Annotated in this window: 17 protein-coding genes and 1 pseudogene; 6 read left to right on the top strand and 12 right to left on the bottom strand. The window is 66.6% G+C overall.

Translation table 11 applies throughout. From position 1 onward, the window contains the following. Window positions 1–130: 130 nt before the first annotated feature. Window positions 131–1,540 (bottom strand): group II intron reverse transcriptase/maturase, encoded by a 1,410-nt coding sequence (gene ltrA / locus DPR14_RS08695; RefSeq protein ID WP_158044788.1) that lies wholly within the window; start codon window positions 1,538–1,540, stop codon window positions 131–133. A gap of 547 nt (window positions 1,541–2,087) precedes the next feature. On the opposite strand from ltrA, the pseudogene DPR14_RS08690 reads away from it, so the two are divergent. The 3 genes and pseudogenes from DPR14_RS08690 to DPR14_RS08680 form a co-directional block, all read left to right on the top strand. Next, window positions 2,088–2,450, top strand: a pseudogene (locus DPR14_RS08690) (transposase); the annotation flags it as partial. 269 nt (window positions 2,451–2,719) lie between these two features. Next, on the top strand, window positions 2,720–3,178 hold the full coding sequence (locus DPR14_RS08685) for a hypothetical protein (protein WP_158044787.1): 459 nt from the start codon (window positions 2,720–2,722) through the stop codon (window positions 3,176–3,178). 211 nt (window positions 3,179–3,389) lie between these two features. After that, a complete protein-coding gene (locus tag DPR14_RS08680) occupies window positions 3,390–4,937 on the top strand; it encodes a cytochrome P450 (RefSeq protein ID WP_158044786.1) in 1,548 nt (515 codons plus the stop codon). 85 nt (window positions 4,938–5,022) lie between these two features. On the opposite strand, the gene DPR14_RS08675 is transcribed toward DPR14_RS08680, so the two are convergent. Together DPR14_RS08675 and DPR14_RS08670 are read right to left on the bottom strand one after the other, a co-directional pair. Beyond that, window positions 5,023–6,174, bottom strand: coding sequence for an acyl-CoA dehydrogenase family protein (locus tag DPR14_RS08675; protein ID WP_158044785.1), 1,152 nt, complete (start codon window positions 6,172–6,174; stop codon window positions 5,023–5,025). Window positions 6,175–6,207: 33 nt separating this feature from the next. Next, complete coding sequence (locus DPR14_RS08670; RefSeq protein ID WP_246149051.1) at window positions 6,208–6,756, bottom strand: IclR family transcriptional regulator; 549 nt, start codon at window positions 6,754–6,756, stop codon at window positions 6,208–6,210. A gap of 138 nt (window positions 6,757–6,894) precedes the next feature. On the opposite strand from DPR14_RS08670, the gene DPR14_RS08665 reads away from it, so the two are divergent. Both DPR14_RS08665 and DPR14_RS08660 read left to right on the top strand, forming a co-directional pair. Next, window positions 6,895–8,094, top strand: a complete 1,200-nt coding sequence (locus DPR14_RS08665) for a 3-oxoadipyl-CoA thiolase (protein WP_158044784.1) — start codon at window positions 6,895–6,897, stop codon at window positions 8,092–8,094. Between the two features lie 5 nt (window positions 8,095–8,099). Next, on the top strand, window positions 8,100–9,320 hold the full coding sequence (locus tag DPR14_RS08660) for an acyl-CoA dehydrogenase (RefSeq protein WP_158044783.1): 1,221 nt from the start codon (window positions 8,100–8,102) through the stop codon (window positions 9,318–9,320). Window positions 9,321–9,575: 255 nt separating this feature from the next. Here the strand turns inward: DPR14_RS08660 and DPR14_RS08655 are convergent, their stop codons facing one another. The 5 genes from DPR14_RS08655 to coxB all read right to left on the bottom strand — a co-directional run bounded on the left by DPR14_RS08655 (window position 9,576) and on the right by coxB (window position 15,559). Further along, window positions 9,576–10,466 (bottom strand): 2Fe-2S iron-sulfur cluster-binding protein, encoded by an 891-nt coding sequence (locus tag DPR14_RS08655; RefSeq protein WP_246149048.1) that lies wholly within the window; start codon window positions 10,464–10,466, stop codon window positions 9,576–9,578. 339 nt (window positions 10,467–10,805) lie between these two features. Continuing rightward, window positions 10,806–11,867, bottom strand: a complete 1,062-nt coding sequence (locus DPR14_RS08650; RefSeq protein ID WP_158048059.1) for an AI-2E family transporter — start codon at window positions 11,865–11,867, stop codon at window positions 10,806–10,808. A gap of 26 nt (window positions 11,868–11,893) precedes the next feature. Continuing rightward, window positions 11,894–12,241, bottom strand: coding sequence for a hypothetical protein (locus DPR14_RS08645; protein WP_158044781.1), 348 nt, complete (start codon window positions 12,239–12,241; stop codon window positions 11,894–11,896). Then, window positions 12,238–14,766, bottom strand: a complete 2,529-nt coding sequence (ctaD, locus tag DPR14_RS08640) for a cytochrome c oxidase subunit I (RefSeq protein WP_158044780.1) — start codon at window positions 14,764–14,766, stop codon at window positions 12,238–12,240. The genes DPR14_RS08645 and ctaD overlap by 4 nt, the downstream gene beginning before the upstream one ends. 49 nt (window positions 14,767–14,815) lie before the next feature. Beyond that, window positions 14,816–15,559 carry a cytochrome c oxidase subunit II gene (coxB, locus tag DPR14_RS08635; RefSeq protein ID WP_211103946.1) on the bottom strand — a complete coding sequence of 248 codons (744 nt, stop codon included), beginning with the start codon at window positions 15,557–15,559 and terminating at the stop codon, window positions 14,816–14,818. A gap of 30 nt (window positions 15,560–15,589) precedes the next feature. Here coxB and DPR14_RS08630 point away from each other — a divergent pair, with 30 nt between their 5' ends. Beyond that, complete coding sequence (locus tag DPR14_RS08630) at window positions 15,590–16,093, top strand: DUF2231 domain-containing protein (RefSeq protein WP_158044778.1); 504 nt, start codon at window positions 15,590–15,592, stop codon at window positions 16,091–16,093. Here DPR14_RS08630 and DPR14_RS08625 read toward each other — a convergent pair. The 4 genes from DPR14_RS08625 to DPR14_RS08605 all read right to left on the bottom strand — a co-directional run bounded on the left by DPR14_RS08625 (window position 16,071) and on the right by DPR14_RS08605 (window position 20,380). Then, window positions 16,071–16,577, bottom strand: coding sequence for a CopD family protein (locus tag DPR14_RS08625; protein WP_158044777.1), 507 nt, complete (start codon window positions 16,575–16,577; stop codon window positions 16,071–16,073). The genes DPR14_RS08630 and DPR14_RS08625 overlap by 23 nt on opposite strands. A 121-nt stretch (window positions 16,578–16,698) precedes the next feature. Continuing rightward, the gene (locus tag DPR14_RS08620; RefSeq protein WP_158044776.1) at window positions 16,699–17,478 is read right to left on the bottom strand and encodes an SDR family oxidoreductase; all 780 of its coding nucleotides are present in this window, start codon (window positions 17,476–17,478) and stop codon (window positions 16,699–16,701) included. Window positions 17,479–18,014: 536 nt separating this feature from the next. Continuing rightward, on the bottom strand, window positions 18,015–19,415 hold the full coding sequence (gene ppsR, locus DPR14_RS08610) for a transcriptional regulator PpsR (protein WP_158044775.1): 1,401 nt from the start codon (window positions 19,413–19,415) through the stop codon (window positions 18,015–18,017). Window positions 19,416–19,675: 260 nt separating this feature from the next. Next, the gene (locus tag DPR14_RS08605) at window positions 19,676–20,380 is read right to left on the bottom strand and encodes a cobalamin B12-binding domain-containing protein (RefSeq protein ID WP_192499356.1); all 705 of its coding nucleotides are present in this window, start codon (window positions 20,378–20,380) and stop codon (window positions 19,676–19,678) included. Between the last annotated feature and the right edge of the window lie 284 nt (window positions 20,381–20,664).

Raw genomic sequence — 20,664 nt, 5'->3', positions numbered from 1 at the left:
ATCATTTGTTTTCCGTGGGTGTTCTATCGACCCATGATGGTGGTCGAGTAGCTCAGCCATTCGGCTTTCGCCCTCACAGATCCGGGCGTGCGGCTTTCCCGCACCCGGCTCTTCCCGAAGGTAACCCGCATCATGTCCGACGTGGCGTCCATGGGCGCGTGATCCGAGGAGGCGGAAGGGGGAAGCGTGTCGTCAGGGCCTCGAACTCGTCCCACCCCATCCGCCGGCTCTTCTGGCTGCGCCGCCGGAGGCAGCAGAACCAGATGCGGCGGATTTGTTGGCGGAAACCGCTGAGCGCCGGATAGTTGTGCGGCCGGCCGTAGTAGCCGTAGTGGCCCAGCAGCACGCTGGCGTACCAGCGGTGTTGCTCGGCCAGCGGGGCGTGCATCAGCCGCCATGCCTCCTGGCGCAGCGCCTTCAGCTTGCGCGTCAGGCGCCGGCTCTGCGTCTTGTGCTTCACCATGAACCGGCCGTCCCGCGTCCACCCGCAGTAGTGGGTGAAGCCCAGGAAGGCGAAGGTCTCCGGGTGCCGCTCGCCGCGCCGACGTCGAGCCAAGGCCGGCAACCGGCCGAACTCGATCAGGCGCGTCTTGTCCGCATGGAGCGTCAGGCCGAAGCTGGCCAGGCGCTCCTTGAGGGCTGACAGCATCTCCCGTGCATCCGCCTCGACCTCGAAGCCCATCACGAAATCGTCGGCATAGCGTACGATCACAACGCGACCGCGTGCGTGGCGCCGACGCCACTGGTGGACCCAGAGGTCGAGGACGTAGTGCAGGAAGACGTTGGCGAGGAGGGGCGAGATTCCCGCCCCCTGCGGCGTCCCCCGGTCCGTCTCGTGCCACTCGTCGCTCTCCAGGACCCCGGCCCGCAGCCACAGCTCGATGAGCCGCAGAATGCGGGGATCGGCAATCCTATGCGCCAGCATTCGCAGCAGCCATTCGTGGTCAACCGAGTCGAAGAAGCTGCGGATGTCGGCATCGAGCACCCAGGTCACGCGCTGGCTCATGAGCGCTGTATGCAAGGCATCGAGCGCCATGTGGGGATTGCGCCCCGGCCGGAAGCCGTAGGAAAACCCCAGGAAGTCGGTCTCGTAGATGGCGCTCAGCACCTCGGCAACCGCGCCCTGGACGATCTTGTCCTCCAGGGTCGGCACGCCCAGGGGCCGCTGGCCACCATCGGCTTTCGGGATGAAGACCCGCCGAACCGGCTGAGGCCGGTAGCGGCCGGTGTGGATGCGCGTGCAGAGGTCCTGGAGTTTGGCCTCCAGATCCTGCTCGTACGCGGCCACGGTCACCCCGTCGACTCCCGCACTGGCCTGCCGCCTTTGTCGCCGGAACGCCCGCTCCAGGGCGGCCCGGTCGACATGATGCAGCAGGGCGGTGAACCGGGTCTGGACGGCTCGTCGAGCCGCTGCGTTCACCCGGGCAAGGTTGGGCGGCAAGGCGACCCGGCTCTGTGTCCGGACCCCGGCCTCCTCGCGCGGGCTCCCTTCGGGCTGGCTCCTTCCCTCGGCGCGCCTCGTTTCCTTCGACGGCGTCATCGGTACTATGAACCAGTCCGACTCCCGACCTCAGCTCGGGCGCCCGCTCCGGCAGTGCCTTGCGTGCGCCCCCCGTCGGAGACCAATCCGACGGACCCGGTCGGGCCTCTCATGTTCCGACGCTTGCCTTCCATGCATGACCCGGCCTTCGACCCCGGCGGAGCAGCACCGTCTCGCGTAACGACGGCGCACATACTGCCTTCGCTGCTAGGGAAACAGCTCGGCCTCCGCGACCTTCCACCTTTCGAGGCTCTATCCCGCACCCTGCATGGCTCCTCTCTACACTTCAGACCCCGCGTTACCGCGACGCCCGCAAGACTCGGTCCCGGCCTGCCCGCTACGGCTTTGGCCAGATTGGACTCTCACCAACAAGCAAACGTCAGCTTTGCATGACGTACTCCCCAGGCGTGGTGTAGGAGCGCCCGTTCCGGGTCAGGTCCGCAGGGAGGCGTAGCCGACCGGAGGGCCTGCCCCGGAACGGGCGGTCATCGTGGTTCTCGGGTAAAGTCTGGTCACCACAACACATACCTGATCCAAGGTTACCACGATGACCAATGAGATGATGGCGCTTCGCTCGATGCTTGAAAAGGGCACGGATGCCGACGTGCTGCGTGAGATGATCGGCTCCGCCTCCGAACGGCTGATGGAGATGGAGGTTCAAGCGGTGACCGGCGCTGGTCACGGTGAGCGCTCGGCCGACCGCCTCGCCCAGCGGAACGGCTATCGGGATCGCGACTGGGAGACCCGGGCCGGGACTGTGGAATTGCGTATCCCGAAGCTGCGCAAAGGCAGCTATTTTCCGGGCTTTCTGGAGCCGCGCCGGATGGCGGAGAAGGCGTTGACGGCGGTGATCCAGGAGGTCTACGCGACTTGGCAGCGTTGCCGGGTGCACACGATCCGAACGCGATCGACGCCTTGCGCTTCAGTTCCAGAGTGGCGTTCCGATGTGCGGCGGTCAGCAGGATGCGCCGCCGCCGCTCGCCGGCTCACTCGGCGTGGCAGTGCTCGGGTGCGAAGGGTACATCCGAACGAGGTGTGCCCATGCCGCGAACTGATCGACATCGCGGACGGGGGCAGTCGCGCGTTCCCCCGGATCAACGATCAGGAGCGCGGTGGAATGCGATCGACATCCCGGTTGGACGTCGCCTGATCCCGAGCATCGGGAGCGCGCGCGGCGTCGTGCTGCTGAAGAACGGCATCGACAGCTCCGGGGTCAATCGAAAGCGCTTGCGACAAGAGCCGGTCAGCCTCGGCATCGTGGCCCTGAGCCTGTTCATGGAGCCCCTGTTCCGCCAGTCTCCGGGCGTGCGACGATACGGCCTCGGGATCGCTGGCCCGCATATCGTCATCCTGCAAGTTGTTGTTCATATGGACCTCCCTCATCGGGATAACAGCCCGCCGCATCGGCTGTTGCGCGACCCCCTCCACAAAGCAGCGCGGAACTGGAGCGCTTCTCCGGAAGCGGACCAAGGAATTCTTGGCACGGGAGGACGAAGCGTCATTGCCACGAGATTCGCTCAGGAGACCTTGCCCGCGTGCAGCGCCTCCCATAGCGGATCCTTTCAGGATGAGGATCAACCCCTGTTGCGCGTTTCGGCGAACTTGAACCGGTCCCCCGGGTCGTTTTATTCACTCTGACCCCTTTACCCACTTTCTCCCTGACTCCTTTCCTCTGTAACGCGGGTTCCGAACATGGCGAATGTGAAGTTGGTTGCGCAACAGGTCGGTCCATTGGTCCCGGGGTGATAGCCTGCCGCACCGGTGATCTGACGCGCCAGCACCAGCCCATCGGACGGTACGGAACTCAGCAGAAAACCAAACGGCCGCGGATTCCTGTGGTAGACTTACCGTGAGGCAGCAGACTTCATCGAAGTTTCTGGACCGCTCTGCAGATACCCTACGTACGGATCCTGCAACGAGGAAGAAGCGCCCCATGGCCCGTCACTCCGCAGCCGAAGCACCGAACGAAGCGCGAAGCTACCGGGATATTCCCAAACCTCCCGTCTGGCCGGTGCTCGGTGCGGCTCCGGCGCTGCGGCGCGATGCGTTGTCCTTCATGCTGGAAGCGCGCCGGGCACATGGCGATGTCGTCGCGATGCCCTTGGGGCTCAAGCCGGCGGTCCAGATCACCCATCCCGACCTGGTCAGGCACGTTCTGATCGACAACAGCGCCAATTACGGGCGCAGCCCCATGACCGATCGGCTGAAGTTCATGCTCGGCGAAGGGCTCGTCACGGCGGACGGCGAACGTTGGGCGCGGCAACGGCGGATGATGCAGCCGATCTTCCAGCGCGACAGGCTGGATGGTCTCATCCCGATCATGACCGCCGCCGTGGAAGACATGCTGGAGCGCTGGAACGTCCTGGCACGATCCGGCACCCCGGTCGACATCGGTGCGCAGATGGGACACCTGGCGCTCGATATCATCACCCGTGCCCTGTTCGGCACGAGCGGCGGACCGCTTGCGGAAGACGTGATCCGGTGCATTCCCATCCTCCAGGAATACACGGCCTCGCTGTTCTGGACCTTCAATCCCCTTGCCGGCAAGCTCCCCACTCCCCATCGCCGCCGTTTCCGCGCAGCACTGGCCACGATCGACACCATCATCCTGCGCTTCATCCGGGAGCGCATGGCGGCCGGTGCGGGAGATGCCGACATGCTCGATGCCCTGCTCAAGGCGCGGGACCCGGAGACCGGCGCGGTCATGGACGAAAAGGCGCTACGCGACGAGGTGATCACCCTTTTCCTGGCGGGACACGAGACCACGGCCAACGCCTTGACGTGGACATGGTATCTGCTCGACCGGCATCCGGAAGCGCTCGACCGGCTTGAGGTGGAAGCGGCGACCGTCGGCAGCGCGCCCAAGACCGCCGAGGATCTCAACGGGCTTGGGTACGCCAGGCGGGTGGCCCAGGAAGCGATGCGGATCTACCCGCCGGTCTGGAGTTTCAATCGCCTCGCGCTCGACACGGATACTCTGGGTGGTTACGCCATTCCACGGCGAGCGACCGTCTTCATTCCGCCCTGGGTACTGCACCGCCATCCCTCCTTCTGGGAAGATCCCGAACGCTTCGACCCGGACCGGTTCACGTCAGCGCGTTCGGCCGGCCGGCCCCGGTACGCCTACCTGCCGTTCGGCGCCGGACCACGCACCTGCATCGGCAGCCATCTGGCGCTGATGGAGATGCAGGTGGTTTTGCCGCTGGTGGCGTCGCGGTACCGGTTGCGGCTGGCCTCCGATCATCCAGTATCGGCCCAAGCCCTCATCACCACGCGCCCGAGCAAACCCATAATGATGAGGTTGGAACCGCAGGCGAAGGCCGGTCGATCTCCAGGCGGCACTCACTCGATTCCGGACCACCAGGTGCTGGGAGGCGGACCCGAAGGCGGAAGATAGTCTTCGTAAAGGAGGTTTGATGCCGGCGAGTCCACTTGTCCCGCTGTCCAGATTTCCTGAGCCAGCTCTCTCGGCGCGGCGCATGTCAGCTCGCCTCCCGGACCATGTTGCGGGCGATGACGATTTGCTGGATCTGGCTGGTGCCCTCGTACAGGCGGAACAGACGGACGTCGCGGTAGAAGCGCTCGACGCCGTAATCCGCGATGTAGCCGGCGCCGCCGTGGATCTGCACCGCGCGGTCGGCGACCCGGCCGACCATCTCGCTGGCGAACAGCTTGCAGCACGACGCCTCCGTGCTGACGGTCTCCCCGGCGTCCTTGCGGCGGGCGGCGTCGAGGACCATGCAGCGGGCGGCGTAGGACTCCGCCTTGCTGTCCGCCAGCATCGCCTGGATCAGCTGGAAGTCGGAGATCGGCTTGCCGAACTGCCGGCGCTCCATGGCGTAGCGCAGGCTGTCGCGGATCAGCCGTTCGGAGACGCCGACGCAGACCGCGGCGATGTGCAGGCGCCCCCGGTCCAGCACCTTCATGGCGGTTTTGAAGCCCTGCCCCTCGCGCCCGCCGATGATCGCCGAGGCTGGGACGCGGCAGTCATCGAAGATCACGTCGGCGGTGTGGCTGCCCTTCTGGCCCATCTTTTTATCGTGCGGGCCGATATGGAGACCCTGGGTCCCGGCCTCGACCAGGAAGGCGGTGATGCCCCCGGCTCCCTTGTCCTGCGGGTCGGTCCGGGCCATGACGGTGAAGAGACCGGCTTCCGGCGCGTTGGTGATGTAGCGCTTGGTGCCGTTCAGGACGTAGTCGTCGCCGTCGCGCCGCGCCGAGGCGCGCAGGCTGGCCGCGTCGGAGCCGGAGCCCGGCTCGGTCAGGGCGAAGGAGCCGATGATCTCGCCCGACGCCAGGCGCGGCAGGTACTTCCTCTTCTGCTCGTCGGTGCCGTCGATCACGATGCCCTGGGAGCCGATGCCGTTGTTGGTGCCGATCAGCGAGCGGAAGGCCGGCGAGGTCTGGCCCAGCTCGAAGGCGACCTGGACTTCCTCGGCCATGTTGAGGCCGAGGCCGCCGTACTCCTCCGGGACGGACAGGCCGAACAGGCCCAGCTCGCGCATCTCGGTGACGATGTCGGCCGGGATCGAGTCCTCCTCGGCGATGCGCTCCTCGTTCGGGACGAGGCGTTCGCGCACGAAGCGGCCGACGGTGTCGATCAACTGGCTGAGGGTATCCTGGTCCAGTGCCATTCTGAGCTGTTTCCCCTTGGCATATTTCTTGGTTCAGCGGCGCGGCAGGGCCGCCAGCAGGGCGCGGCCCATGGCCGTCGTCTCCACCGGGATGCGGGAGCCCAGGTCGCGGCGCAGCGTCACCGTCGCGTCGGACCGGCAATGCTCCACATAGACCATGCCGAGGCGGTCGCGGCCGCCGAGCGAGACGGACGCGGCGGCATGGTTCGCCAGTTCCTGCATGAATGGACGGGCGATCTGGCGGACGCCCACATTGGCCAGCGCCGCGTAGCCCAGCGACAGGACGGCGGTGCCGAGCTGGTACTTGCCGAGCCGGTCCGAGTAGGACAGATAGCCAAGACGAGTCAGCGTATCGGTCAGCCTGGAGACGGTCGGCTTCGGCAACCCGGTAATGGCCGCGATATTCTGTTTGCCTAAAACATTATCTTTTTGTGTAAAAGCTCGGAGAACCTCAAGACCCCGCGCAAGGGCGACGACGAACTGGCGATCCTTTATCTCGTCGGATGCCAGCCGATCGGCGGCTTCGACATCGGCAACGGGCACCGATACCGGGATTTCCATACCATCCACATCGCCGGTCATGATTTTCATCTCCCTTGCGCGCTTTACAGGGACCATACGCTCGTATTATGGTCAGGTCAATAATGCAAAATTCAGTTCCGCAGTGCGAAACTTCTTGGGTGCGCGGCGGGACGAAAACAGCTGAGGGGGAGTGAGCCGATGCTCGAAGCCTATATCTACGACGGCCTGCGGACGCCGTTCGGCCGTCATGCGGGATCGCTGGCGGGCGTGCGTCCCGACGACCTGCTGGCCGGCGTCGTCAAGGCCGTCGTCGAGCGCGGGCCGTTCAAGCCGGAGGATATCGAGGACGTCATCGCCGGCTGCACCAACCAGGCGGGCGAGGACAGCCGCAACGTGGCGCGGCACGCCGGGCTGCTGGCGGGGCTGCCGTTCCAGGTGCCGGGGCTGACGGTCAACCGCCTGTGCGGCAGCGGCCTGTCGGCCGTCCTGGACGCGTCGCGCGCGGTGACGGTCGGCCAGGGCGACCTGATCGTGGCCGGCGGCGTGGAGAGCATGAGCCGCGCGCCCTTCGTGATCGGCAAGTCGGAATCGGCCTATTCCCGCGAGATCAAGGCGTTCGACACCACCATGGGCGCCCGCTTCACCAACCCGCGGATCATCGAGGGGCACGGCAACCATTCCATGCCGGAGACGGCCGACAATATCGGCCACGACCTCCGGATCACCCGCGAGGCGAGCGACCGCTTCGCCCTGGAGTCCCAGCGCAAATACGCGGCGGCGCTGGCCGACGGCTATTTCGACGGCGAGCTGGTGCCGGTCGAGGTCCCCGGCAGGCGGGGCGCCGTCGAGACGGTCGCGGCCGACGAGCATCCCAGGCCCGAGACCACCCTGGAGCGGCTCGCCAAGCTGAAGCCGCTGTTCCGGGACGGCGTGGTGACGGCCGGCAACGCGTCGGGCATCAACGACGGGGCCGCGGCGCTGCTGATCGGCACGCGCGAGGCCGGCGAGCGCGCCGGCGCGAAGCCGCTGTCCCGCGTCGTGTCGGGCGCCGTCGCCGGGGTCGAGCCGCGCGTCATGGGCCTCGGGCCGGTGCCGGCGATCAAAAAGGCGCTGGACCGCGCCGGGCTGAGCCTCGGCGAGGTCGACGTGATCGAGATCAACGAGGCTTTCGCGACCCAGGTATTGGGCTGCCTGCACGGGCTGGGACTGTCGGTCGACGACAGCCGGCTCAATGTCAATGGCGGCGCCATCGCGGTCGGGCATCCGCTCGGCGCCTCGGGCGCGCGGCTCGCCTTGACCGCGACCCGGCAACTCCACCGCGGCGGCGGCCGTTATGCCGTCGTATCCATGTGCATCGGCGTCGGCCAGGGAATCGCCGCCGTCCTAGAACGGGTGTAACCGACATGACCGGAGATACCATCACCATCGCCGAAACCAAGTCCAAGGCTTCCGGCCCCGCCCGCTTCCAGTGGGAAGACCCCTTGCTGCTGGAGGACGAGCTTTCGGAAGAGGAGCGGATGATCCGCGACAGCGCGCGGGGCTATTGCCAGGACAAGCTGATGACGCGCGTGCTTGAGGCGAACCGGCACGAGCATTTCCACCGCGAGATCATGACCGAGATGGGCGAGCTGGGCCTGCTCGGGCCGACCATCGACGGCTACGGCTGCGCCGGGGTCGGCTATGTCAGCTACGGCCTGATCGCCCGCGAGGTCGAGCGGGTGGACTCGGGCTACCGCTCCGCCATGTCGGTCCAGTCCTCGCTGGTCATGCACCCGATCCACGCCTACGGCACCGAGGAGCAGCGCCTGAAGTACCTGCCCAAGCTGGCCAGCGGCGAATGGGTGGGCTGCTTCGGCCTGACCGAGCCGGACGCCGGGTCGGATCCGGGCTCCATGAAGACGCGGGCGCGCAAGGTCGAGGGCGGCTACTCGGTCAGCGGCTCCAAGCAGTGGATCACCAACTCGCCGATCGCCGACGTGTTCGTGGTGTGGGCCAAGGACGATGCCGGCGAGATCCGCGGCTTCGTGCTGGAGAAGGGCATGAAGGGGCTGAGCGCGCCCAAGATCGAGGGCAAGTTCAGCCTGCGCGCCTCGATCACCGGCGGCATCGCGATGGACGAGGTGTTCGTCCCGGAGGAGAACCTGCTGCCCAACGTCAAGGGGCTGAAGGGGCCGTTCGGCTGCCTGAACAACGCGCGCTACGGCATATCCTGGGGCGCCATGGGGGCGGCGGAGTTCTGCTGGCACCAGGCGCGCGACTACGTGCTGGAGCGCAAGATGTTCGGCCGGCCGCTGGCGGCCAACCAGCTGATCCAGAAGAAGCTGGCCGACATGCAGACCGAGATCACGCTCGGCCTGCACGCCGCGCTGCGGCTGGGCCGGCTGAAGGACGGGCACCGCGCCCCGCCGGAGGCGATCAGCCTGATGAAGCGCAACAACTGCGGCAAGGCGCTCGACATCGCCCGGGTCGCCCGCGACATGCTGGGCGGCAACGGCATCTCGGACGAGTACCACGTGATCCGCCACGTCATGAACCTGGAGGCGGTCAACACCTACGAGGGCACACACGACATCCACGCCCTCATCCTGGGCCGCGCCCAGACCGGCATCCAGGCCTTCAGCTGAGAGGCGTGACGGGACCGCGGGTCGGCGCCGGCCAAAGGCCGGCGCCGACCCGCGGCGAGCCGATCATTGCTGGAGAAACGCCACGCGGACGTGCCGGGCAGCCCGCGTCAGGCAGCCGACGTGACCAGATAGCCGTGGACATGCCCCGCGAATTAAGGAAAGTGGGTGCCATGCAGCCGCGCATCACTACCGCAATCCCTGGGAATGACTCGGGAACCGGGCGCGAGACGCGCCCGGTTCCCGATGCCGACAAGGTTACGCCTGAGCGGCGGCCTTGCGGGCGGCTTCTTCCCGCTCGATCCAGCGCTCGAGGATGGCGACGTGCTCGCTCTCCTCCTTGACGAACTCGTTGGCGAGTTCGGCGATGTCGGCGTCCTTGGTGTGGCCGGCGACGGTCAGGTAGAACTCGAAGCCGAGCTTCTCGCCCTGGAGCGCCGCCTTCAGCGCGTCCAGCCGCGACAGCGACGGGTCGCCCGCCCAGAGAGCGGTGCGCTCCGGGGTTTCCAGGGTCGGCCACACGTGGTCGCCCGGGATGTAGCAGGTGACGTCGGTCGAGCCGGCCCGCTTCTTGGCTTCCGCCAGGTGCAGGCGCGAGTACTCGCCCAGCTGGCTGAACAGGTCGGCGATTTCCTTGTTGCCGACCTTGTTCATCTCCACCGCCAGCTCTTCGAAATGGATGGCGGCATCCTCCTCCACCTTGATGGCGTAGCCGAGGAACTCCTCCACCGAGGCGATCTCAAGACCACCCTTGTAGGTCTTCACCGCCGTGGACAGGGCGGGCCTCGCCTTGGGCAGGGTCTCGTCGCCCGGGAAGATCACCGCGATGTCCTCGTTCCGCACGAAGTACTGGCAGGCCAGCCGGTGGCGCGGAGGCATGTCGTTGGTTTCGGCGTCCTCGATCTCCGCCGGGGTGATCTTGCCGAGCTGGCGCAGCATCTCCTTTTCCTTCTCGGTCAGGGCGATGCCGTAGGGCTTGTTGGTGCTCAGGAGTTCGACCTCCACCAGGCACGAACCGCACTCGCCGTCACCGCAATCGAAAGGGATCGGGATCTTGTGATCCCTGGCGAGGGTGAGCAGGGTTCCGCGGTCCCCCGCGACGGCGTACAAGGTGATGTCCTTGGCCATCGCCGGAGACCGGAAGGTCACGTTTGCCAAATCCTTGTTCCTTTTTCTGGAGCTGGGTGAAATCACCCATTGAATAAATACCGACCGTTCGGTCAAAATCTCCGGATGACATCCCAAGTATTCTGACAGTTGGATGACGGAAGGGCAGCTTTAGCCCGATGCCGACAATTTCGAAGGCCGGCATCGGGCACTTTGCAAATTTCATGCCGCGCAGATAATTATTATATACTTCAGCGGCTTCGTGTATTCAGGATGAGCGACCGCAACGTCGCCAGGGATGTCCTTTGCGATAAACCCGACAAATAGTGGCGTTCACGACAGGCCCGGTTCAGGACCGGGGAGGTTCAAGGCTGGGGAGGTTCAAGGCTGGGGAGCGTGCGGCGTCCTGGGCCAGGCGTTCAGGACCGCATGGACCAGGGACGCCAGCGGGATCGCGAAGAAGATGCCCCAGAAGCCCCAGATGCTGCCGAACACCAGCAGGGCCACGATGACGGCGGTGGGGTGCAGGTTGACGACTTCGGACAGCAGCAGCGGGGCGAGGATGTTGCCGTCGATCAGCTGGATCACCGCGTAGGCGCCCATCACCCACAGGAACTCGGGTCCGGTGCCCCACTGGGCATAGGCGATCACGGCGATCGGAACGGAGGCTAGCACGACGCCGATATAAGGGATCAGGGTGGACAGGCCGGTGGTGATCGCCAACAGGGCGCTGAACTGAAGGTCCAGCATCAGGAACGCCCCATAGGTGACCACGGCGACGATCAGGAATTCGTAGATCTTGCCGCGCACATAGCCGCCGATCTCGGCGTCCACTTCCCGCCAGACCTGCTCGGCCAGCCGCCGTTCCGGCGGCAGGAAGCTGAGCAACCAGGCCAGGATGCGCTCCTTGTCCTTCAGGAAGAAGAACACCAGCATCGGCATCAGGACGAGATAGACGACCAGGTTGACCAGGGCCGGCAGCCAGGCGACCGAGGCGCTGAGGATCCGCTGCCCGATCAGGATCAGGTCGTTGCGCAGGCTCGCCAGGAAATCGAGGATCTGCTGGTCCTCGAAGATCTCGGGATAGCGCTGGGGCAGCTCCAGGATCAGGTCCTGGGTCCGCGACAGGATCGCCGGAAGCTGCTGGATGAGCTGGGCGATCTGGCTGAGCAGAAGCGGCAGCAGGATCAGGAAGATTCCCAACAGGATGGCGAGGAAGAGGCTGAATACCAGTCCCATCGCCATGCCCCGCGGGATCCGGCGGCGCTCCAGCATGGTGATCAGGCCGTCCAGCAGATAGGCTATCACGATGCTGGCGATCAGCGGCGCCAGGACGTCCGCCGCCAACGCCAGAATGCCGAAGCCCGCGATCAGCAGGCCGGCGAGAAGCACCACCTGGGGGTTGGCGAAGGTCCTGTGGAACCAGGCGGTGAAGATGTTCATGTCGGTCAAACAGCCAAACCCTGGACTCAGCTACAGGTCGATCCCGCGGTGAGTATCGGTAGCCCGGTCCAGATGGTCGCCACCAGCGCGCAGAAGGTCAAGGCCAGCCCCGCCCGGTCGATGAAGGCGTCTCCCCGATCGGCGGAACGCCGGCGCGCCTGGATAGCGGCCATGACCCCGATCAATCCCACATGGAGGACCCACGCTGCCAGCAGGGCGCCGCGGTTCAGGGAGACCGGGCCGAGGTCCATGTCCTCCCAGCCCAGGCGGCAGCCGAGTCCCTGTAGTCCGTAGAGCACGACGAAGGCCGAACTCCAGAGCAGGAACCCGGCGACGAGGAGCAGCAGCTTGCCGGACCTGGCCGTCTCGCTCATAGCGTCACCAGCCGGGGCAGTGCCGCGACCAGGAGCACCGCGGCTATGCCGGTCGCCGCGGTATAGCCGTGCCACAGGGCGCCGATGCGAAGGTCCAGGCTTCGGGCGGCCGAGATATAGCCGGCGCGGGACCGCCACAGGCCGAACAGGGCGAACACGCAGCCCAGGGCGGCGTGGAAACCGGCATAGGCCAGCAGCGCCACCGTGGCGGCACCATAGGCGTGCAGCGTCGGGCCGGGTGTCGCCAGAGCGAGCAGGACCAGCCAGGCCAGGGCGAAGGCATGGCCCGCGGCGGCAAGGAGGAGCCAGCGGTCCCGGCCGGCGGACCGGGAGGCATCGGCATTTCCGTTCACCGCGACCGCGCGCCGGCCCGCCAAGGCCGCGGCGACCAGCCCGGCCCCGGCCAGCGCGGGTTGCCACCACTGGACATCGATGACCTGGGGCGGCGGCCAGCCGGGAGCCGATACCCAGAGGAACAGCGCGCCGAACGCCAGGGAGGAGAACAGGACGCCGTCGGCGACCAGCGTGAAGACCATGGCCCACCAGGACGGCGCCCCGGCGGCTTCCCAATGGGCCGGGGCGGAAACTCCCAGGCCGATCGGCAGGGGGCCGCGGTCGCGGAGCTGGCCGGTTCCCCGGGTCCACAGCATGAACATCGCCAGCATCAGCACAGCACCCACCGGGACCAGCCAGTAGACCTTGAACAGCAGGCCCAGGAAGACGACGCCGGTGGCGAACGCCGTGTAGAGCGGCAGATATGTCGGCCCCGGCAGGACGATGACCTGGTCCGGCGTCGCCGCCGTCATGTGGATGCCCAGCGTCTCCTGCCGCCCCTCGCGGGGGAAGCCCAGGTATCCCCTGCCCCCGGCCAGATCGCTGGGCAGTTCCGGCGTGTCCCGCAGGGGATGGCGGCCCGACACCGTGGGGAGGGAGGCGAAGTTGTATGTCGCCGGCGGAGTGGCCGTGGCCCATTCCAGGGTGCTCGCTCCCCACGGGTTGCGCGGCGCGGTCCGGCCGAAGCGGACATGAAGCATCATGTCCACGACGAACAGGGCGAAACCGATCGTCATCAGGAAACCGCCGAAGGAGGAGACCAGGTTCGGCAGGTCCCAGCCCCATCCCGGCTCGTAGCTGAAGACGCGGCGCGGCATTCCCAGCAGCCCGGTCAGGTGCATGATGAAGAAAGTGACGTTGAAGCCGATGAAGATCAGCCAGAAAGCCGCGTGGCCCAGGGGGTAGCGCGCGACCTTGCCGCTGACATGCGGCAGCCAGTAGTAGGCCGCGGCCAGCAGCGGGAAGACGAAGCCGCCGACCAGCACGTAATGCATGTGCGCCACGACGAAATGGGTGTCGTGGACCTGCCAGTCGAACGGCACCACCGCGACCATCACGCCGGTCAGCCCGCCGGCGACGAAAACGACGAAGAAGCCGAACAGGTACAGCATGGGCAGCTTCAGCTGGGGCCGCCCGTCGATCAGCGTGGCCAGCCAGGAGAATATCTGCACGCCGGTCGGAATCGCGACCAGCGTGCTGGCGGCGGAGAAGAAGCCCAGCGCCAGGTGCGGGATGCCCGTCGTGAACATGTGGTGGACCCACAGGCCGAAGCTGAGGAAACCCACCGCCACGACCGACACCACGATCCAGGTGTAGCCGACGATCTCCCGCCGGGCCATGACGGGCAGGATGGTCGAGACCATGCCTGCCCCGGGAAGGAAGATGATGTAGACCTCGGGATGGCCGAACAGCCAGAACAGGTGCTGCCACAGCAGCGGATCGCCGCCCCGCGCCGGGTCGAAGAACGGCAGGTCGAAGGCGCGCTCGACCTCCAGCAGGATCGAGCCCAGGATCAGCGGCGGGAACCCGGCCAGCATCATGCCGGCGGTCACCAGGATGTACCAGGCGAACAGCGGCATCCGGTCGATGGTCATGCCGGGCGCGCGCATCTTCAGGATCGTGACGGTGATCTCGACTGCCGCGCAGACCGCGGAGATCTCGACGAAGGTGATGCCGAGCAGCCAGACGTCGGCATTGATCCCGGGGGAATAGGTATTCGACGACAGCGGCGTGTACATGAACCAGCCGCTGTCGGGCGCCACGCCCAGCAGCATCGCCACGACCAGGATCGAACCGCCGAACACGTAGCACCAGAAGCCGTAGGCGGTCAGCCGGGGAAAGGCCAGGTCGCGCGCGCCCAGCAGCTTCGGCAGCATGTAGATCGCGACCCCTTCGAACATCGGGATCGCGAACAGGAACATCATCACCGAGCCGTGCATGGTGAAGATCTGGTTGTACAGCTCCGGCCCGACGAAAGCGCCGTGCGGCGTCGCCAGCTGGGCGCGGATCAGCATCGCCAGCAGCCCGCCGATGATGAAGAAGACGAAGGCCGCGACGATGAAGCGCCGGCCGACGATGGTGTGGTTGACCGCCGACAGCCGGCCGACGCCGGGCGGCGTGCTCCAGATCCGGTCCAGGTCCCGATGCAGGCGCATCGCCAGATCGGAGGACGGAGCCCCTGCCGCGGACATGTCGGGGGAACGTTCCGGGCTTGCCGGAAAGCCCCGGGATTCTCGGATTTCAGTCACTGGCCGTATCCTGTGGGGCGGTCCTGCGGGTCTGGCCCTGCGGGTCTGCGAGGCGGGCGGAATAGGCGGCGGCGTCGTGCGCCTCCACGGTGAAGCCCATCACGGTGTGGCCGGTGCCGCAGAACTCGGAGCACTTGCCGTGGTAGGTGCCCGGCCGGTCGGCGACGAGGCGGATCACGTTCGTGTGGCCCGGGATGGCGTCGATCTTGCCGCCGAGCCGGGGCGCCCAGAAGCTGTGGATCACGTCGGCGCTGGTGACGTGGATGTCGACCGGGCGCCCGGCCGGGATATGCAGGATATCGATCGTTCCCAGGGCGCCCGGCGTGTCGGGATAGGCGAACTCCCACTGCCACTGGCGGGCATGGGCCTCGACGCGGAGCACGCCGTCGTCCGGACGCGGGACCAGCCGCTCGCCCATGAACAGCGCGTAGCCGAGCAGAGCGGAGAGGACGGCGACGGGCATCACGAGCCCGCCCCACAGGACCAAAGCCTGCCCGACCGGCCGGTCGGAATTCCATGAGGGATGCCGGCGCAGGAAGGCGAAGCCGAACAGGACCATCACCAGGGCGAACAGCACGACGGAGCCGGCCAGCATCACCCACCACAGCGTCGCGATGGACTGGGCGGCGGGTCCGGCGGGGTCGAGGGTCGAGAACGGCCCGCCGCAGCCGGCGAGCGCCGTGACGGCGGCAAGTCCCTTGAACGGCCGGAACGCCGGGTTAACTGACGGAAACAAGGCTTCCATGACGGAAACGGAACTCGATGCATGGCGAACCCGGTCGAAGAGAACAACCCCGTGCTCAGTCAGGTCGCGGAGAAGGGCACGGAGTCCCTGGTGGCCGTGGCTGGGCACCCGATCCATGCCATGATGGTGGCCTTCCCGATCGCCATGACCATGGCGACGCTGGGCAGCGATGTCTTCTATTGGTGGAGCGGCGACGTCTTTTGGGCAAGGGCCGGCCTCTGGGCCTGCGGGGCGGCGTTCTGGCTCGGCATCGCTGCGGGGATCGCCGGAACGGCTGAACTGTTGTTCGTGCCCGGCATCCGCAACCGGGCGGCAAGCTGGACCCATGCCATCGCGGCGATGATGCTGCTGTCCATCCTGGGGATGAACTGGGGCCTTCGCTTGTATGCCGACGAGACGGCCATCCTGCCGCTCGGCCTGGCCCTGTCGGGCCTGGGCGCCATCTTTGTCGGAATCGCCGGCTGGCACGGCGGCAAGCTGGTGTTCGATCATGGCATCGGCCTCATGATATCCACTGATAGATGAGGTCTTCGACCACGCGGCGCAGGCCGCCGGGCTGGTGCAGCCAGTCCGGCAGCAACGCCATGTCGACCACCGGCTTGTCCAGGACCAGCCACAGGATCGCCGCGATCAGTCCGAGCGTCAGCCCGGTCGCGGCGAGCTTGCGCCATGTCCGGTAGGTACCGGAGGGTTCGAAGACGCGCAGGACCACGAAGCCGTGGCGGACATGCATCGCCACCAGTCCGCCGACCACCAGCAGCTTCAGGGCGAACCAGGCGGTGAAGACCTCGCGGGCAAAAATCAGCGCGATTCCCGTCCCGATCGCCACGAACGCCGCGGGGGACGCGATGGTGACGAACAGGAAACGGGTCAGCCGCTGGAGGTCGAAGCGCGTCGGATCGTGGGATACGCCCTGGCGCTGGGCGAACAGGCCCGGGATGACGAGCAGGCAGCCGCACCAGACGACCAGGGAGGCGATATGGGCGGTCTTGAGCCAGACGACCGTCATGAGGCCGGCTGGACAGGTTCGGTACTCACGGGAGGCCCCCTGTAGGTTCGTTTACGCACTGTTTGAATGCGTACGAACGGCCTCCCGTTCTCATCCCTGGAAAATAAAGAAAGATGACCGGTCAGAGAATGCCGTGGTAGGCGCCTCCGTCGATCAGCAGGCTCTGGCCGGTGATGTAGCCGGCATGGGCGGAGCACAGGAAGGCGCAGGCCTTGCCGAACTCCGACGGATCGCCGAACCGGCGGGCCGGGATCTCGGCGCGGCGCAGGTCGGCAAACTCCTCCAACGCGACCCCCTGGGCCTTCGCCCCGCCCTCCAGCCCGGTGCGCAGCCGGCGGGTGTCGAAGGATCCCGGCAGGACGAAGTTGATCGTCACGTTGGCATGGGCGACCGATCGGGCGACGCCGGCGAGGAAGCCGGTCAAGCCGGCGCGGGCGCCGCTCGACAGGTCCAGCCCGGTCAGCGGCATCTTGACGGAGGCCGAGGTGATGTTGACGATCCGGCCGAACTTCCGCTCGACCATGCCATCGATCACGCGCTGAACCAGCTCGATCGGGGTCACCATGTTGCCGACGACCCCGCTGACCATGGCGTCGCGGTCGATCTCGCGGAAGTCGCGGCGCGGAGGGCCGCCGTTGTTGTTGACCAGGATATCGACGGTCGGCACCGCGGCGAGCAGGGCGTCCTGCCCCTCGCGGGTGCTGACGTCGGCGGCGACGGCGATGACGGTGGCGCCGGTTTCCTTCCGGATCTCCTCGGCGGTCCTGTCCAGGACCGCTTGGTCGCGGCCGTTCACCACGACGGTGCATCCGGCACGCGCCAGTTCCAGGGCGCAGGCGCGGCCCAGCCCCTGGCTGGACGCGCAAACGACGGCGTTCCGCCCGCTCAGTCCGAGATCCATGGCAAGTCTCCTCCTTTTTTGAATGCTCGGGCTCCGGCCCGAGGCGACGAGGGTGTTGGACCCGGAGAGGAATTTCAAGCCATGGTTCGGTATCGCAGGATCAGGCCGGCTGGAAAGCCTGCCGTGGGCGCCGGCAACCCGGCGATCCCACGATCTTGCGCCGTGCCGAACCGATCTTGCGGGCGACGAGGGTCGAGCTGGCCCGTTCGCCGACGCGGAACAGCTTGCTGACGGTGGACGATCGCGTGGGTCGCGGCCCAGGGCCGGGACATCGTCCCGCTGGTCGGCGCCCGGCGGCGCGACCGGCTGAAGGAAGCGCTGGGCGCCACGGGATTGGCGCTGTCGGCGGAGGACCTGAAGTCCTTGGCGGAAGCCCTGCCGCCCGGCTCCGCGGCAGGTGAGCACTATCCGAGCGAGCAGCTCGCCCACTTGGACAGCGAGAAGGGCTGAGGGGATTCGATCCCGACGCACTGTAACTTGAATGTAGGTCGGGTACAGCGGCTGAGCCGGTCATCTGCCGTTCGCCGCGCGGTCGATCACTCCCCGCTTTCCAGATCACCCAGCCCGTAGCGGCGCAGCTTGACGTACAGGCTCTGGCGGCTGAGGCCGAGGATCTCGGCGGCGGACGCGCGGTTGTCGCCGGTCAGTTCCAGGGCGGCCTCGATGCACAGACGCTCGATCACGTCGGTGGTCTCGCGGACCAGATCCTTGAGCGGCACGCGGCCGACAAGCTCGGTCAGCTGCTCGACCGCGCGGGGCAGCTCCTTCTTGCGGGTCTCGGTCGCCAGCCGGCGGCCGACATCGCGGATGGCGAAGCCGAAGCGGGGCTGCCCGGCGCTGGGCACGGTGCCGGCCGAGACTTCGATCTGGGTTCCGGCGCCGTACTCGCCGTGGAAGGTGGTGGCGTACAGGCGGACGGAGCCGTGCTGACGCAAGTTCGCCATCAGCACGCCGAGATCGACGCCGGGCCGGCCCAGCCAGCGCTCCAGCGACTGGCCGCGCGCCTGCTCCTCCGCGGCGAGCTGGGCCAGGTCGAGGAAGGCGGCGTTCGCGTCGATGATCCGGCCTTCGGCGTCGGTCACGACGAAGCCGTCGGGCATGCTGTCGACGATCTGCAGATGATGCGGCAGGATCACCGGCGACTCCGCCCGCTCCGCCGTCAGGGGGATCAGGCGCACGAGGAAAAGCGATGCGGCATCCTGGCGAAACAGCGAGCAGGTCACCTGCAAATCCCGGCCGAAGCCGGATCGGGCCTGCCCTTCGTCCGCCCTGCCGGTCGCCCGCACGCCGGCCAGCAGCAACTGGAGCGCCGGGGTGTCGGCGGTATCGAGGGTTTCGGTCAGCGTCCGTCCGGCGACGCCTCCGACGGCATGGCCCAGCAGGGCGTCGGCGGCGGGGTTCGCCTCGAGGATCTTGTAGGTATTGGCGTCGACGATGACGATCGCCTCGTGCGTCATCTGGAACAGCAGGCGATAGCGCATCTCGACGTGGCGCAGGCGGGAATAGTCCCGCTCCATCGACTGCTGCGCCTCGACCAGGCGCTGCTGGAGGGCGGCGGACGGGCGGAGGTCGCGGCCGACCGCCACCATCTTGCCCTCGCCGCCGATCCGCACGACGGAATACTGGACCGGGATGTCGGCGTTGCGCGGCAGCGGATGGTTGACATGGCGCCAGCGCGGCGGCGTGCCGGCCTGGGCGTCGCGCAGCATGGCTTCGACCTTGATACGGCTTTCGGCGGTTACCGTATCGAGCCAGGAACGGCCGATCCACTGGTCCGCCCAGTCGCGCGGCAGGTCGTCGTTGTCGTAGGTCAGGTCGCGGATGACGCCTTTGGAGTCAAGGACCAGCGCGATGTCCCCGGCGGATGCCACGAGAGCCGCGACGGCCTCGGCATCCAGCTTATCGAAGGACTCCTTTGGAGCTTTGAAGTGCTTCACGGGAGGCGAGACCTTCGGGCCCGAAGGATTGAAGTCAGCGCCTGCGGGCTTGAGGCCGACTTGACTGTCAACTTGACTGACAAGCGGTCCGGCGAGTTCGGCTGACGCCTTTGATCTCACCATTTAGGCCATCCCGACGAAACTTGTCAAGTAAGGTTGACGTAAAAATTTGTTGACAGTGGAAAACACAATCATGCCCCGCACTTCATAGAAATCTGGTTCAGCTCCATCTTGTTAACGGTCTGACCATCAAGACAGTTTCAGCTTTGTTTTGCGATAAGCGCAAGAAGATTTTCGGCCTGTATGGGCGCCTGCCGGGCATCCATGGCGGTCGCATCGGCACCGACCAGGGTCACCATCTCGGGATGTGTGACAAAAACGGGTCCCCCCACCAGGATGCCGACCGCGGGATTGCGCGACGCCCGGCGGATCAGCCGGATTGTGGAGACCAGGAGTTCGACCTGGATCTCGCAGCTCACCGACAGCCCGACGACGGAGAACCATTGGCTCCGGACGGTCCTGATCAGTTCGTCGCGCGCCACGGGGGCTCCCGTCGTGACGTCCCACCGCGCCCGCCGGAAGAACTCGGCGACCATGGAGATGCCGAAGGTATGCTGACCGCCCGGAACGCTCATCAGCAGCGCCCGTCGCCCGTCGTCGCGCGTGGAGGCCTCGTTCATGAATGCCGGGCTGAAGTCGCGCAGCACCTGCTGGAGCCGGCATAGACCGATGGTGACATCGCCGAAATGGCAGATGTCGTTGGTCCAGAGATCGCCCAGGTGCCGGGCAGTCGGCGCCAGCAGATCCAGATAGACCGTTTCGAGGGGAACGCCGCGGGACTGTACCGATCGCACGAACGACGACGCGGTCCGGAACTGGTCCTTGAGCAGGAGCGAAGAGAGCTCCAGCACGTCGTCGACGCACGGTACCTGCTCCGGAGCGGCTGCAAGCGGCGCCGGAACCATGAGCGGTTCCGGGGACGATCGGCGTGCCAGGATCAGGCGCGGAACAATTTCCGCCTCAACAGTGTCAATCAAACCGGCCATAAGCTGGCCGGACCGGCCGTGCCCCGTGGCGACCCGAGAGTCGATTGCTGTGCTCTCGGTGACCGGAACACACTCGACCTCTTCCCAGGCCCTCCCTGAAACGACCCGTTCGAGCGAGTCATTCATTTTTTGCTCCCTGAGGATTGGGACGAGCCTACGCTCATGATTAATAGCCCTCAACCACAATTCCGGTAAGGTTATTA

This window comes from Skermanella pratensis (assembly GCF_008843145.1).
Taxonomy (GTDB): domain Bacteria; phylum Pseudomonadota; class Alphaproteobacteria; order Azospirillales; family Azospirillaceae; genus Skermanella; species Skermanella pratensis.
Note: the sequence above shows the minus strand (reverse complement) of the source record. Positions and strands in the feature narration are given on the sequence as shown.

What these genes read in the sequence shown, in the direction of transcription:
- ltrA (WP_158044788.1), bottom strand. Translation starts at nt 1,540, where the DNA reads ATGACGCCGTCGAAGGAAACGAGGCGCGCCGAGGGAAGGAGCCAGCCC.
- DPR14_RS08660 (WP_158044783.1), top strand. Translation starts at nt 8,100, where the DNA reads ATGACCGGAGATACCATCACCATCGCCGAAACCAAGTCCAAGGCTTCC.
- DPR14_RS08630 (WP_158044778.1), top strand. Translation starts at nt 15,590, where the DNA reads ATGGCGAACCCGGTCGAAGAGAACAACCCCGTGCTCAGTCAGGTCGCG.
- DPR14_RS08650 (WP_158048059.1), bottom strand. Translation starts at nt 11,867, where the DNA reads ATGAACATCTTCACCGCCTGGTTCCACAGGACCTTCGCCAACCCCCAG.
- DPR14_RS08605 (WP_192499356.1), bottom strand. Translation starts at nt 20,380, where the DNA reads ATGGTTCCGGCGCCGCTTGCAGCCGCTCCGGAGCAGGTACCGTGCGTC.
- DPR14_RS08620 (WP_158044776.1), bottom strand. Translation starts at nt 17,478, where the DNA reads ATGGATCTCGGACTGAGCGGGCGGAACGCCGTCGTTTGCGCGTCCAGC.
- DPR14_RS08665 (WP_158044784.1), top strand. Translation starts at nt 6,895, where the DNA reads ATGCTCGAAGCCTATATCTACGACGGCCTGCGGACGCCGTTCGGCCGT.
- DPR14_RS08625 (WP_158044777.1), bottom strand. Translation starts at nt 16,577, where the DNA reads ATGACGGTCGTCTGGCTCAAGACCGCCCATATCGCCTCCCTGGTCGTC.
- DPR14_RS08675 (WP_158044785.1), bottom strand. Translation starts at nt 6,174, where the DNA reads ATGGCACTGGACCAGGATACCCTCAGCCAGTTGATCGACACCGTCGGC.
- ctaD (WP_158044780.1), bottom strand. Translation starts at nt 14,766, where the DNA reads ATGTCCGCGGCAGGGGCTCCGTCCTCCGATCTGGCGATGCGCCTGCAT.
- DPR14_RS08670 (WP_246149051.1), bottom strand. Translation starts at nt 6,756, where the DNA reads ATGACCGGCGATGTGGATGGTATGGAAATCCCGGTATCGGTGCCCGTT.
- DPR14_RS08645 (WP_158044781.1), bottom strand. Translation starts at nt 12,241, where the DNA reads ATGAGCGAGACGGCCAGGTCCGGCAAGCTGCTGCTCCTCGTCGCCGGG.